The sequence below is a fragment of the Mesorhizobium sp. M7A.F.Ca.US.011.01.1.1 genome (assembly GCF_003998295.1).
Taxonomy (GTDB): domain Bacteria; phylum Pseudomonadota; class Alphaproteobacteria; order Rhizobiales; family Rhizobiaceae; genus Mesorhizobium.
Genome location: NZ_RZRT01000024.1, coordinates 1 through 14,499, shown reverse-complemented (window position 1 = coordinate 14,499; position 14,499 = coordinate 1). Strand labels below are relative to the sequence as shown.

Genomic DNA, 14,499 nt, shown 5'->3' with positions numbered 1-14,499 from the left:
CGCCTTCTTGGGAAAAAACCTTCGCGGTGGTTTTTTCTCTGGCGGAATCAATCCGGCCGCGTTAAGCGATGACTCCCATGGCGCGATATGTATTCATCACAGGCGGCGTGGTTTCCTCACTTGGAAAAGGCATAGCCGCAGCGGCCCTTGGGGCTCTCCTGCAGGCGCGAGGCTATCGCGCACGCATCAAAAAACTCGATCCCTACCTCAATGTCGATCCGGGCACGATGTCGCCGTACCAGCATGGCGAGGTTTTCGTCACTGATGATGGCGCGGAAACCGATCTCGATCTTGGCCATTACGAGCGCTTCACCGGCCGCTCCGCCAATCAGCAGGACAACATCACCACCGGCCGCATCTACAAGAACATCATTGAGCGTGAGCGGCGCGGCGATTATCTCGGCGCAACCGTGCAGGTCATTCCGCACGTCACCGACGAGATCAAGAATTTCGTTCTCAACGGCAATGACGACTATGATTTCGTGCTGTGCGAGATCGGCGGCACGGTCGGCGACATCGAGGCGATGCCGTTCCTGGAGGCTATACGACAGCTCGGCAATGATCTGCCGCGCAACAACGCCGTCTACGTCCATCTGACGCTGATGCCCTACATCCCGACGGCGGGTGAGCTGAAAACCAAGCCGACCCAGCATTCGGTCAAGGAACTGCGCGGCATCGGCATCGCGCCCGACATCCTGCTGGTCCGCGCCGACCGCGCCATTCCCAAGGAAGAGCGCAGAAAACTGTCGCTGTTCTGCAATGTGCGCGAAAGTGCGGTCATCCAGGCGCTCGACGTGCCGCATATCTACGATGTGCCGATGGCCTATCACAAGGAAGGGCTCGATTCGGAAGTGCTGGCCGCTTTCGGCATCGATCCGGCGCCGAAGCCGCGCATGGAGCCCTGGCAGGCGGTGTCCAACCGCATCCACAATCCGGAAGGCGAGGTCACCATCGCCGTGGTCGGCAAATATACCGGCCTCAAGGATGCCTACAAATCGCTGATCGAGGCGCTGTCGCATGGCGGCCTGGCCAACCACGTCAAGGTCAAGCTCGACTGGATCGAATCGGAGATCTTCGAAAAGGAGGATCCGACGCCCTGGCTGGAAAAGGTGCATGGCATCCTGGTTCCCGGCGGCTTTGGCGAGCGCGGTTCCGAAGGCAAGATCCTGGCGGCGAAATTCGCACGCCAGCGAAAAGTGCCGTATTTCGGTATCTGCTTCGGCATGCAGATGGCCTGCATCGAGGCGGCGCGGTCGCTGGCCGGCGTCGAGCATGCGTCTTCGACCGAGTTCGGCCCGACCGAGGAACCGGTCGTCGGCCTGATGACCGAATGGCTGAAAGGCAACATGCTGGAGAAGCGCCGCGAAACCGGCGATCTCGGCGGCACGATGCGGCTCGGCGCCTATCAGGCCGAACTCGCCAAGGGCTCCAAGATCGCCGAGATTTACGGCGACACACAGATTTTCGAGCGCCATCGCCACCGCTACGAGGTCAATGTCGACTACAAGGAGCGGCTCGAAGATTGCGGCCTGGTGTTTGCCGGCATGTCGCCCGACGGCGTGCTGCCGGAGACGGTCGAGTATCCAGACCACCCCTGGTTCATCGGCGTGCAATATCATCCGGAACTGAAAAGCCGGCCGCTCGACCCGCATCCGCTGTTCGCCAGTTTCATCGAGGCGGCGGTGGAGCAGAGCCGGTTGGTGTAGCGATCAGGTCGGGCGGCAATGCAGACCTATGTCGCGCTGCTTTACAGCATCATCCTGGGCGAGGGCCGCCGGGTCGTCATGGCCGACCTCAAGGCCATGGCCGAAGAGCTCGGGCTGAACAACCCGCGCACGCTGGTGGCGACGGGCAATCTGGTCTTCGAGGCACCGGCAACTGATATCGCCGACCTCGAACGGTGGTTGGAGGCAGCCTTTGAAAAAACCTTCGGCCGCCATGTCGATATCCTCGTGCGCGGTGCCGAGGACTGGCTGAAGCTTGCCGCCAGCAATCCGTTCCCGGCCGATTCGGCTAAAGCAGGCGATCAGGCGGCCGTACGGGTGATGCGCAAGCCTGCGCCCGTGGAGGCCGTGAAGGGGCTCCAAGCCTATGCCGGCGAGGATGAAAAAGTGACTTCGGTCGGCGGCGACATTTGGGTCGTCTTTTCACGCGAGAGGCCAAGCTCGCGGCTGCTTGCGGCGATGAATCACAAGCGCATGGGCACGGGCACGTCGCGCAACTGGAACACAGTGCGCAGATTGGCCGAGATGCTCGGGTAGGTTTTGGGGCGGCTCTCGCCGCCCCAAAATTCACCTTGTCAGGCTTTCGCGGTCCTGGCGCCGGCGCCCAAAGCGGCGGTGCGCAGCACGTAGTAGATGATGCCGGCGATCGCCACGCCGAAGAACCAGCCATAGACGCCCCACCAGGACGGCAGCCAGTTGGTGAAGTTGGGCAGGATCGACGAGAAGATGGCGCCGATGCCGGCGGCGATAAAGGCATTGACGTGCCAGCCGCCCTGGAAACGGAACTCGCCGTTTTCGCGGTAAAGCGCCTCAACGTCGACCTCACCCTTCCGGATCAGGTAGTAGTCGACCATCATCACCCCGAAGATCGGCCCCATCGTCGCGCCGATGATGTTGACGAAGGAAGCGGCACTGCCTTCCCATGGCGCGAAGGGATAGAGCAGCAGGGCAATGACGGCCGCGATATAGCCGCCCTTCTTGAAGTCGATCTGCCTGGGGAAGACGTTGGAGAAGTCGAAGGCCGGCGAGACGAAATTGGCGACCACGTTGATGCCCAGGGTCGCAACCGCAAAGGTCAGGGCTGCGAGCGCCGCCAGGAACCAGCTGTCGAATTTCGCCGAGATCTGGTCGGGATGCAGCAGCACTTCGCCATAGACGTCAAAGGCGGCAATGGTGGTGACGCCGGCGACCAGCGAGAACAGGATGAGGTTGATCGGCAGGCCCCAGATGTTGCCCTTGCGCAGCGATGCCTTGTCCGGCGCGTAACGGGCGAAATCGCAGAAGTTGAGATAGAGCGCCGAGAAATAGGTGACCTAGATTGCTGCCACCGCAAACAGCGAAGTCCACGAGCCGGGCGTGCCGGGCACGCCCGCGTCCTTCGTCTTGTCCAGCAACACGTCCATCGGGATGTCGCTGGTGAAGGCAAATCTCCCGGATTTGACGCAGAGATAGATCGCCAGGATCAGCATCATCACCCACACCGCGGGGCCGGCCCAGTCCTGGAAACGGCGCACCGTTTCCATGCCGTTCTGGATGATCAGCAGTTGCAGCCCCCAGATAACCACGAAGCAGATCACCTCCAGGCCGGTATGGCCGAGGAAATGCGTGCTGGCGTTGAAATCGGCGAACCACTGCGTGCGGATCAGCAGCGCCACGATCGCGCCCGAGGCGGCGGCCGTCTGCGCGCCGTACCAGAAGCAGGCGACGATGGCGCGCACCAGTGCCGGTATGTTGGCGCCCCAGATGCCGAAAGAGGCGCGGGCAAGCACGGGGTAGGGCACGCCCGTCTTCACGCCGGCATAGCCGACCATGTTCATCAGCGCGTAGATGATCAGCGATCCGATGCCGATGGCGATGATGAAATTGACGAAGCCGCCGCAGAACAGGAACAGGCTGGCGGCAAGATAGTAGCCCCAAAGGCTGTGGACGTCCGACGTCCAGACGTTGAAGATCGAGAATGGTCCCCAGTTTCGAACTTTGGCCGGAGCCAGATCCTCGTTGTACAGATCAGGTGAAGCACCCTGTATTGTCATGGCAATGTTCCCCTTTTGCAGCACGCGCCCTCACGCGTTGGCCGCGTGCAGGTTAAGCCTGCCGCAGGGGAACCGACAAGCAACCTATTTGCCGGCTTTGGCCTTAAAGATATTCAATGAGAACTGCGATTATCGATGCAAGGCGATGGTGGGTCATCGCTGAACCCGGCACGGATGATTCGAAGTTCGACGCTGGGCTTCCAATCTGAAGCGGTGGCTGCCGACACCTTCGGTAGGGGGCCATCTAAGCGATGGCCATCACCTGCTTGTGGTCCGCGACTTCGGCGAGCAGCCAATCCTGAAACAGGCCGGTGCCTGGTTTGTTGCCGATGCTGCGACGCTGATGCAGGTAGATGCCGGCCGGATATGTGTGGCGGGCATGGAACGGGGCGACCAGTTTGCCTTGCTGCAGAAAATCTTGCGCCATGATCGTGTCCGCGAGCGCTATTCCCGCCCCATTGATCGCTTCGCGCATGATCAAGGTGCAATCATCAAGTGTTGTGCTGGATTTTGGCGTCGTTTCCAGAACGCCTTCCTGCTCCAGCCAACGCTTCCATCTCATGGTTTCGCATTCATGGATCAGATGATGATTGACCAGATCGGCCGGCGATCGTAGCGGCACGGGCCCCTCCAGAAGCGAAGGCGCACAGACCGGCGTCAAAAGCAGCGGGATCAGCAGCGTCAAAGCCGGGCCGGCCTTGTAGACGAACTCGTCGACAATGGCCAAATCGAAGTTGGCGCGCTTGCCTGAAGTGGAGATCTCCAGATCCACCGACGGATGCAACCGGCGAAAGTTCGGCAACCGGTCCGCCAGCCAAAGGTTCAGAACGGTGGGCACGCACAAGACCCGGACCCGTTGGATCTTGCCGTGGCGCGACCCCTCGGAGAGGCTGACGTCATCGGTGGCGCGCCAGATGGCTTCGAACGCCTCCGAGAGGCTGCGTGCATAGTAGGAGCCCCTGATGGTTGGCGTTATCTGGCGAAAACCGCGTTCGAACAGGTCCTGGCCGAGATTTCGTTCAAGCGCGCGGATGTGGCGGCTGACAGCCGAGGGTGTCAGATGCAGTTCTTCCGCCGCGTCCTTGACGCTGCCGAGGCGAGCGGCGGCCTCGAAAGCGCGCATGCCATTGAGTGAGGGAAGGGCCATTGGCCGATCATGAATTGTCAGTTGAGTTTTTGTCAATCGACATGGGCAGAATTCGCGTTTGATCGCCTGCCCCGTTAGGGGATACCCAGAAGACAAGAGCAATTAAGTCGTCTCAAGAAAGCGACTGTTTGGGGACCGGCATTATACCACGAATGGCGGAGACCGGCTTGACCAGTCTCCACCGGGGCGAGCGAAGCGTTGCTCGCTACCGGCTGGTATTGCCGCAATTGGAGAGAGCGCCAGCCTATGCCTCAATCGCCAGCGCCGGTTTTCGAGACCGCGGACGAGATTTCCGCCGAAGCCTCTGTCGTCGTGATTTTGCAAACTGCCCACACGGGCTTTGGCCCGCGGGCAGTCGCCCTGGATGCCGAGATGAGCGGAATTCTCTCTCGCGCCTGCTCCGACCCGGCCGCCTTGGCCGAATCCGGCACCTGCATCGATCTTATTGCTCCGCAGGCCGTATCGACCAAGCGCGTGGTCGTCCTGGCCTTGGGCAAAGCTGAAGTCGTAACCGCCCTGTCGTTGGCACGCGCCGGCGGTCTGCTTGCCGCGCATCTGGAGGGCAAGGGAGAATGCGCGGCCACCCTGGTCCTGGACCCCATCGCCGGCGTTGACCTGCCCGGAGCCGAAATCCTGGCGCGTGTCGCGCTTGGCATGCGGCTGCGCCGCTATCGTTTCGACATGCGCAACCGGCGGCAAGGAGCAGGAGCGGATCGAACCTTGCGGGTGAAACTGGTCGGGGCCGGCGGCCCGGATCTGACCGCGGCGCTGGCGCGGATCAATGCCATCGCCGACGGCGTGGAATATGCACGCACCCTGGTCAACCTGCCGCCGAACCATCTCCACCCCGACAATTTCCATGACCATCTGGAGCCGTTGCGTGAAGCCGGCATCGACATCGAAATGCTCGATGCCGCGCAACTGAAGGAGCTCGGCATGAACGCGCTTCTTGCTGTTGGATCGGGCTCGGCGCGCCCGCCGCGGGTCGCTGTCCTGCGCTACCGGGGCAAGGGTGCTCCCGCCCAACCACTCGCTTTCGTCGGCAAGGGCGTCTGCTTCGATTCGGGAGGCCTCTGCATCAAAGGCGGAGCGCAGATGTTCGACATGAAGGCCGACATGGGCGGAGCGGCCGCTGTGGTCGGCCTGCTGATCGCGCTCGCCCGGCAAGGCAGCCCGGTACACGTTGTCGGTGTTCTCGGCATCGCCGAGAACATGCCATCGGGCACCGCGCTCAAACCGCGCGACATCATCACCACGGCCTCGGGACAGACCGTGGAAGTGTTCGACACGGACGCGGAAGGACGCCTGCTTCTGGCCGACTGCCTCCACTATGCAGCCACGCGCTTCAACCCTTCGGTGATCGTCGATCTGGCGACGCTGACCTATTCGGTGACGCGTGGCCTGGGGTCGATATTCGCCGGCCTGTTCAGCACCGACGATACCATCGCGTCACAGATGATCGCGGCCGGAGAAGCGGTCGGCGAACGGTTCTGGCGGCTGCCGCTCGACCGGGCCTATGATGAGGGTCTGCAATCGCCGTTCGCGGACCTCAGGCATCATGCCAAGGACATGGAAGATGGCGACGCTCCCTATGCCGCGGCCTTCCTGCGCCATTTCACGGAAGATCGCCCCTGGGTGCATCTCGACATCGCCAGCAAGGAACTGACCGACACCGATCGGCCTCTCGGCAGGCAAGGCGCCACGGCATTTGGCGTGCAGATGCTGGAAGAGTGGGTGCAGGTCACCCGCAACATGAGTTAGGCGCCCGTCGTCACGGACAAATACAAGATGCCTTCAACCGCACTGGGAACTGGGATGTCATCTGAGATCATCGGCATGGAAGGACGGGGCGCTTTCGGTGCCTACGAGACCTGGTATCGGGTCAGTGGCGAACTCGGTGGCGAAAAGGCGCCGGTGGTGATCCTGCATGGCGGACCGGGCGTCGCCCACAATTATGTCGACGCCTACAAGCTTCTTGCGCGCAGGGATCGCGCCGTCATTCATTATGACCAGTTGGGCTGCGGCAATTCCACCTTGCTGCCTGAGAAAGGCGCCGATTTCTGGACACCTGGGCTGTTCATCGACGAGCTTGAAAACCTGGTCGACCACCTCGGTATTAGGGCGGGCTTCCACGTGCTCGGCCAGAGCTGGGGCGGCATGCTGGGCGCCGAATATGCGGTGACGCGGCCGCAGGGTCTGAAGTCGCTGACCATTGCCAACTCACCGGCGTCCATGACGCTGTGGGTCGAAGAGGCCAACCGGTTGCGTGCCGATCTGCCTGCCGATGTGCAGGAGACTCTGACCCGACACGAGCAGGCCGGCACGACCGACGATGCGGCGTACCAGGCGGCGACAATGGTGTTCTACGAGCGGCATGTCTGCCGCGTCGTGCCTTTCCCGCCGGAAGTCACGGAAAGTTTCGCCCAGGTCGTTCGCAATCCGACCGTCTATAATCTGATGAATGGGCCAAACGAGTTCCATGTCATCGGAACGCTGAAGAACTGGAGCATCGTCGAGCGCCTGCCGGCCATTGATGTTCCCACACTGATCATCTCCGGACGTCACGACGAGGCCACGCCCGCGACCGTGCAGCCCTACAAGGACGGCATCAAGGGGTCTCGCTGGGAGATATTCGAGCATTCCAGCCACATGCCGCATGTCGAAGAGCAAGATGCGTGCATGCGGGTGGTGGGAGACTTCCTGGATCACAACGATAACTGAAAAAGGGGAATCAAGACATGAAGAAACTGCTTCTGGCGGCAACAGCCGCGGCATTGCTGGCCGGTACATGGCTGGCCCCGGCACAGGCCGAATATCTCAAGGAGCACCGAGGCGGCACCATCCGCCTGCTGGCCCGCTCCGCGGCCGGAACGCTCGATCCGCACATCAATTACACAGACCAGGGCTGGCAGATGTACCAGCCGATCTATGACGGCCTGGTGGCCTTCCGCAAGGCCGAGGGCATGGACGGCTTCACCATCGTTCCCGATCTGGCCGAGGCCCTGCCGCAGGTCAGCAATGACGGCAAGACCTTCACCTTCAAGCTGCGCAAGGGCATCAAGTTCTCCAGCGGCCAGGATCTTGGCGTGAAGGACGTCGTCGCTTCCTTCCAGCGCATCTTCAAGGTTTCCGGACCCACCTCCGGCACGTTCTATGCCGGTATCGTCGGTGCCGACAAATGCCTGGCCGACACCAAGAGCTGCACGCTGGAAGGCGGCGTTGTCGGCGACGAAGCGGGCGGCACCATCACCATCAACATCAACAAGCCGGATGCCGAGCTGCTCTACAAGCTGGCATTGCCGCATGCCGTGGTCCTGCCGGCGGACACGCCCGCCGAAGACATGGGTTCCAAGCCCATTCCCAGCACCGGCGCGTACATGATCTCCGCCTTCGACCCCAACAAGGGCATGACGGTTTCCCGCAACCCCAATTTCAAGCAGTGGAGCGAAGAAGCCCAGCCGGACGGCTATCCGGATGTCGTCCAATATGATTTCGGCCTGTCCGAAGAGGCAGCCGTCACCGCGATCCAGAACGGCGAAGCGGACTGGATGTTCGACGCTCTGCCGAGCGACCGCCTCGGCGAACTCGGCAGCAAATCCATGGACCAGCTGCACATCTCACCGCTTTCGGCTTGGTGGTACGCGCCGCTGAACAACCGTCTCGCACCCTTCGACAATGAAAAAGCCCGCCAGGCCGTTGCCTACGCGATCGATCGCAACACGCTGGTCAAGCTGTTCGGCGGCAAGGTGTTGGCCTCGCCGGTCTGCCAGGTCCTGCCGCCGGACTTCCCCGGCCATGAAGACTATTGCCCCTTCACCAAGAATCCGGGCGCCAAATGGTCGGCCCCCGACCTCGACAAGGCAAAGCAGCTCGTCGAGGACTCCGGCACCAAGGGCCAGAAGGTGACCATTATCGTCGAGGACACCGCCATTTCACGCTCCATCGGCGTCTATCTGCAGAGCGTGCTGACCAGCATCGGCTATGTCGCCGACGTCAAGCCGATCTCGTCGAACATCCAGTTCACCTACATCCAGAACACCAACAACAAGGTGCAGATGTCCGTCACCCAGTGGTACAAGGACTATCCTGCGGCTTCGGACTTCCTGAACATCCTGTTCAGCTGCGCCTCCTTCCGTGAAGGCTCGGATGCCTCGATTAACATCGCCGGCTTCTGCGACAAGGAAATCGACGCCAAGATGCAAAAAGCATTGGACCTCGGCGTCACCGACCAGAAAGCCGCCGACAAAATGTGGGCTGAAATCGACAGGCAAGTCACCGACAAGGCACCCGCCGTTGGCCTCTTCACGCCGAAGCGGCTTGACTTTGTCAGCAAACGTCTCGGCAATTTCAAGTTCAACCGGCAGTTCAACTGGATGATCACCCAATCCTGGGTACAGTAATGGCCTGGGTGCAGTAACGAACCGCGGAGGGGCACGTCCGTGTCGAACGTAGCTGTCGCCGCGCCGCGCAAGACGCGAGGGCCCTGGGCCGTCGCGTTTACGAAGCTGGCAAGGGACAGGGCTGCCATGGCGTCGCTGGCCGTGTTCCTCCTCATCGTCCTTGCCTGCCTCAGTGCGCCTCTTTATGCGAAATGGGCAGGCGTGGATCCCTTCGCCTCGACGCTCGACGCCGTCATCCAGATCGACGGTGCCGACGTTCCGGTGATGGAACAATCGACGGAAGGGCTGGGGCTTGGCTACACACCGCTCGGCCCGACCTGGCGGCTGGGCAATTATTTCCTCGGCGCCGACAGCCAGGGCCGCGATGTCATGGCCAGGATGCTCTACGGCGGGCTGAGCTCGTTGTTGATCTCCGGAGCAGCCACTATCTTCACCCTGATCCTGGGCACGGCGGCGGGATTGATCGCCGGCTATTTCGGCGGCGTCACCGACACGGTGCTGTCGCGGTTCCTCGACATACTGTGGGCGTTCCCGATCTATCTGCTGGCGATTTCGCTCTCCATCGTCACCATCGCGCATGGCATCACGATCGGACCGATCCAGATCGAGTCCGGCAGTCTGTGGCTGCCTGTCATCATCATCGGCATCGTCTACGTGCCCTATGTGGCCCGCCCAATCCGCGGGCAGGTTCTGGCGCTGCGCAAGAGCGAGTTCGTGCTGGCCGCGATCAATCTGGGCGTGCCGGGGTGGCGCATCCTGTGGCGCGACATCCTGCCCAACGTCACCACCACGCTCATCGTCTTCGTGCCGCTGATGATGGCGCTGAACATGCTTACGGAATCGGCACTCTCCTTCCTGTCGATCGGCGTGCAGCCGCCCGCCGCGAGCTGGGGCACCATCATCCAGGACGGGCAGGCGCTGCTTTACACCAGGCCATTGGTGGCGCTGGTGCCGGGGCTGGCGATCGCGGTTTCCGTCATGGCGCTCAATGTCTTTGGCGACGGCCTGCGCGACGCGCTCGATCCGCGCTCCAAGGTTCGGCTGGGGCGCGACTGATGATCTACGCCATCCTGCGCCGTTTCGGCCAGATGCTGTTCGTGATGTTCGGCATCTCGGTCATCGTCTTCCTGATTTTCTTCGCAACGCCGGGCGCCGACCCGGCTGCGCGCATCGCCGGCCGCAATGCATCGCCCGAAGTGCTGGAGGCGGTACGCCACAGCTTCGGCTTCGACCGGCCGCTCTACGTGCAATATGTGACGATGATGGAGAAGATCTTCGTCACCGGCGATCTGACCTCCTTCGTCAATCGTGGCTGGAAGGTGGTGCCGGCGGTCATGGATTCGATCCCGGTTACACTCTCGCTGGTGTTCGGAGCGGCGATCCTGTGGGTGGTCGTCTCCATCATCATCGGCATCGCCGCCGCCGCCACGCGCGGCAGCTGGCTGGACAAGCTGCTGATGGCGCTGGGGCTGCTCGGTATTTCGATGCCGGTGTACTGGCTGGGCGAAGTGATGAACCTGATCACCCAGAGCCGCTACCACGACAGCTGGGCGTTCTCCTGGGTGCCACCGCTCGGCTACAAGAATTTCTCCGACGATCCGAAGGGCTGGTTTCTGACCTTGGTCATTCCCTGGATCACACTGTCCATTCTCTATATCGGCATTTACGGGCGCGTGCTGCGCGCGGCAATCATCGAATCGCTGCAGGAAGACTATATCCGCACGGCCCGGGCCAAGGGGCTGTCGGAAACCCGCATCCTGCTGCGCCATGCCTTGCGCACGTCGCTCATCGCCTTCGTCACTCTGTTCGGCCTGGATTTCGGCGCGCTGGTGGGAGGCTCGGCCTTGCTCACAGAGGTGGTGTTCGGGCTGCACGGCATCGGCAAGCTCACTTATGACGCTCTGCAGAATCTCGATCTGCCGATGATCATGGCGACGGTGATGTATGCGTCCATGTTCGTGGTTATCGCCAATGCGGTCGTCGATTTCGTCTACATCCTTCTCGATCCGCGCCTGAGGACATCATGATACTGTCGGTGCGCGACCTCAGGGTTTCCTTCCGCACAAATGATGGCCTGGTGCGGGCCATCGATGGCGTTTCCTTCGACCTCGAGGAGAGCGAAATCCTCGGCGTCGTAGGCGAGTCCGGTTCCGGCAAGACCGTGTCGCTGCTGGCCGTCATGGGTCTCATCACCGATCCCAACGCCACCATCGAAGGGTCGATCCGCTACAAGGGCCGCGAACTCGTGGGACTGCCCGCGCGCGAACTCAGGCGGCTGCGCGGCAACGAGATCGCGATGATCTTCCAGGATCCGATGACCGCCCTGACGCCTGTCTACACGATCGGCTGGCAGATCGCCGAACAGATCCGCGCGCATCGCAACATCAGCAAGTCCAAGGCGATGGAGCGCGTCGAGGAACTGCTGGCCGAGGTGAATTTTCCCAACCCGCACGAGGCAATGTCGCGCTACCCGCACCAACTGTCCGGAGGCATGCGTCAACGGGCGGTGATCGCAATGGCTTTGTCCTGCAATCCGGCGCTGCTGGTGGCTGACGAACCGACCACGGCGCTCGACGTCACCGTACAGGCCGGTATTCTCGATCTGGTGCGCAAGCTGCGCGCGACGCACAAGTCGGCGGTCGTCTTCATCACGCATGACATGGGCGTGGTCTCCGAACTCGCCGACCGGGTCATGGTCATGTATGCCGGCCGCGTGGTGGAGCGCGGCAGTCGCGCGGAGCTGTTTTCCGATCCGCGACACCCCTATACGCGCGCGCTGCTGGGTTCGATCCCGCCGCTGACCGGCGAAAAACCACGGCGCCTGCCGGCCATTCCCGGTTCGCCGCCGTCATTGCTGCGATTGCCGCAGGGCTGTGCGTTCGGTCCGCGGTGCCCGGTTCACTACGAGCCCTGCGAGGCCGGCAAGCCCGACCTCGGGAGCGGCACCCATGCCGCGGCATGCTTCAGGGTGACACAGGCATGAGCGGACCGATGATCGACAAGAACCGCCCAATCCTCGAGACGCGTTCGCTGGGCAAGCGCTTTTCCATCGGCAGCCGCTTTTCCGCCGAGGGCAAGCGAACCGTTCATGCGGTCGACAATGTTTCCCTGACCGTGTGGCGCGGCGAGACGGTCGGGCTGGTCGGCGAATCCGGATGCGGCAAGTCCACGCTGGCGCGCTGCCTAGTGAGGCTCTACGACATATCGGACGGCGAGCTTCTGTTCGAAGGCAACGACATCACCTCGAAGTCGCTGTCTGAACTCAGGCCGCTGCGGCGCCGCCTGCAAATGGTTTTCCAGGATCCGTCGGCATCGCTCAATCCGCGCCGGCGCGTCGGCGACCTGGTGGCCGAGCCGCTGCGCATCCATGGCAGGCTCTCGTCGAGCGAGATCACCAAACGCGTGGCGGAACTGTTCGACCTTGTCGGCTTGCTGCCGGATCACGTCATGCGGTTTCCGCACGAATTTTCCGGCGGACAACGCCAGCGCGTCGGCATCGCGCGGGCTATTGCCCTGAACCCGGACCTCGTGGTCCTGGACGAACCCGTCTCCGCGCTCGACGTGTCGGTGCAGGCGCAAATCGTCAATCTGCTTGCCGATCTGCAGGAGAAGCTCAACCTCACTTACATCTTCATCGCCCACGACCTGTCTGTGGTACGTCAGGTTTCAACCCGCATCGCGGTCATGTATCTCGGCTCGATCGTCGAAGAAGGGTCGGCGGAAGAAGTGTTTGCAGCACCAGCCCATCCCTATAGCCAGGCGCTGATCTCGGCGGTTCCCGTCGTGGAGACGACGCCCGGTGGGACGCGCAAGCGCATCATCCTCACCGGCGACGTACCGAGCCCCCTGAACCCTCCAACCGGCTGCCGTTTCCATCCCCGATGCCCGATCGCGGCGGAGCGCTGCCGTTCGGAGCGGCCGCAGTTACGGGAATACCGGCCCGGTCGCAAAGTCGCCTGCCACTTCCCCACGATGTAGGCGACACTCACCACCGCACGGGTGATCGCCTTCGCCTGACAAATTTCTAAAAAATTCCATTTTTGCCTGGAACCAACCGGCTATTGGCGCGTTTGGTGGGGTTCGATCGAGCGCATTGCGGTCGACCGGGAGGAAACGATGGATCAATTGCATTTCTTTTCGCCCGTGCGGATTTCGCGCGGGCAGGGACACCCTGTGGAAGAAATCGATAGTGTTGCCGAAGCCATGATGTTCTTGCGGAAATGGCCGACGGGACGGCGCGGTCCGGTTTATCAGTGCGCGCTGAATTGTTGCTCGGCCGCCTTGTCGGGCCAGATGTCGGCCGAGGAAGCAAGGAAAGCGTTCACCGGCTTTGCCCGCATCACGCGTCTTCTCGATGACGACATGGCGTTGCCGGTGCCCGGCGAAAGCAAGGCAAGCGTACACGCGTTGCGGCGATAGGCTGTTGTCCTGACGGTCCCCACAAGGTCCCGCGCTGCAGGGCGCGGGACCGTTGTGCCGCGTTATGTGAAGGAAATCAGATAGTTGCGGGAGGCTGTGTGCAAAAATCGCACTTGAAAGTTCTGCTTCTCTTCCTTTTTTCGTTCCCTCAACGGAGCCGCCGACAGCCCTTTTCGACGCTCTTCTGCCGACGATATTGACCGCCCCCGCGGATGTCCGCCGAGATATCCATGACCCTCATTGTCCGCCGCCGCGTTCGGTTTGCCTAACGGGTTCTTGGTTCTTGGAAGTTCGAACGTTCTGTCTTACTCCTCAGTGCGCGTGCTTATGAAAGAATTGGGACGCCCGGTCACGCTGAGGGACAAACGTGATCATCGAAAAAGTTCGCTCGCCATCGGAGATTCGAGTCGGGAGAGCGCTACCGCCTTTCCCCCACTCGCAGGGTCCCGAGATATTTGCTTCGGTGTTGGGCGTGTGCACCTTTCTGCGTGCATCAAAATATGGTGGGGCGGGAGATTCTTGCCCGAAGTCGAAACACCTTCGGACGAGAGCGAGCGACCGCTTTGCGCCCGATCTCGGCCGTCCAAGACCCGCAGCCGCCGCCTGAAAGCGGACGTGGCCGATACCGAAGGTCGGTTTGAGGTTGTGCTAGAGCGGGATGAAATGAGACTGAATCGGCTTGGGATTCCCTTAGGCGTGCAAATCTGATTCAACCTTCATGCTGGGCAAGGAGGTCAGCATGGATGGGCAAGCCTTATTCGATGGATCTTCGCGAA

11 protein-coding genes and 1 pseudogene are annotated in these 14,499 nt (G+C 61.8%); 10 read left to right on the top strand and 2 right to left on the bottom strand.

Annotation, left to right across the window (positions count from 1 at the left end; all coding sequences use genetic code 11):
- Nucleotides 1–68: 68 nt before the first annotated feature.
- Entirely contained in the window at nt 69–1,706 is a 1,638-nt protein-coding gene (locus EOA13_RS20885) for a CTP synthase (protein WP_127295504.1), read from the top strand.
- Nucleotides 1,707–1,724: 18 nt separating this feature from the next.
- Nucleotides 1,725–2,261: a DUF1697 domain-containing protein gene (locus tag EOA13_RS20880; RefSeq protein WP_127295502.1), complete on the top strand. Its 537-nt coding sequence runs from the start codon at nt 1,725–1,727 to the stop codon at nt 2,259–2,261.
- A 38-nt stretch (nt 2,262–2,299) separates the two neighbouring features.
- Here EOA13_RS20880 and EOA13_RS20875 read toward each other — a convergent pair.
- Nucleotides 2,300–3,757 (bottom strand): annotated as a pseudogene (locus EOA13_RS20875) (NCS1 family nucleobase:cation symporter-1).
- Between the two features lie 244 nt (nt 3,758–4,001).
- Nucleotides 4,002–4,904 carry a LysR substrate-binding domain-containing protein gene (locus tag EOA13_RS20870; protein WP_127259028.1) on the bottom strand — a complete coding sequence of 301 codons (903 nt, stop codon included), beginning with the start codon at nt 4,902–4,904 and terminating at the stop codon, nt 4,002–4,004.
- 246 nt (nt 4,905–5,150) lie between these two features.
- Between EOA13_RS20870 and EOA13_RS20865 the strand changes: the two genes are divergently transcribed.
- The 8 genes from EOA13_RS20865 to EOA13_RS20830 all read left to right on the top strand — a co-directional run bounded on the left by EOA13_RS20865 (nt 5,151) and on the right by EOA13_RS20830 (nt 13,723).
- On the top strand, nt 5,151–6,665 hold the full coding sequence (locus tag EOA13_RS20865; RefSeq protein ID WP_127295500.1) for a leucyl aminopeptidase: 1,515 nt from the start codon (nt 5,151–5,153) through the stop codon (nt 6,663–6,665).
- 54 nt (nt 6,666–6,719) lie between these two features.
- Entirely contained in the window at nt 6,720–7,625 is a 906-nt protein-coding gene (locus EOA13_RS20860) for a proline iminopeptidase-family hydrolase (RefSeq protein WP_127295498.1), read from the top strand.
- Nucleotides 7,626–7,642: 17 nt separating this feature from the next.
- Entirely contained in the window at nt 7,643–9,304 is a 1,662-nt protein-coding gene (locus tag EOA13_RS20855) for an ABC transporter substrate-binding protein (protein ID WP_127295496.1), read from the top strand.
- A 39-nt stretch (nt 9,305–9,343) separates the two neighbouring features.
- Nucleotides 9,344–10,360, top strand: coding sequence for an ABC transporter permease (locus EOA13_RS20850; protein WP_127295494.1), 1,017 nt, complete (start codon nt 9,344–9,346; stop codon nt 10,358–10,360).
- Entirely contained in the window at nt 10,360–11,331 is a 972-nt protein-coding gene (locus tag EOA13_RS20845; RefSeq protein ID WP_023813929.1) for an ABC transporter permease, read from the top strand. The genes EOA13_RS20850 and EOA13_RS20845 overlap by 1 nt, the downstream gene beginning before the upstream one ends.
- A complete protein-coding gene (locus EOA13_RS20840) occupies nt 11,328–12,287 on the top strand; it encodes an ABC transporter ATP-binding protein (RefSeq protein ID WP_127295492.1) in 960 nt (319 codons plus the stop codon). The genes EOA13_RS20845 and EOA13_RS20840 overlap by 4 nt, the downstream gene beginning before the upstream one ends.
- Nucleotides 12,284–13,282 (top strand): dipeptide ABC transporter ATP-binding protein, encoded by a 999-nt coding sequence (locus EOA13_RS20835; RefSeq protein ID WP_245490439.1) that lies wholly within the window; start codon nt 12,284–12,286, stop codon nt 13,280–13,282. Before EOA13_RS20840 ends, EOA13_RS20835 begins: the two co-directional genes overlap by 4 nt.
- 138 nt (nt 13,283–13,420) lie before the next feature.
- Entirely contained in the window at nt 13,421–13,723 is a 303-nt protein-coding gene (locus tag EOA13_RS20830; protein WP_127295490.1) for a DUF982 domain-containing protein, read from the top strand.
- Nucleotides 13,724–14,499 lie beyond the last annotated feature (776 nt).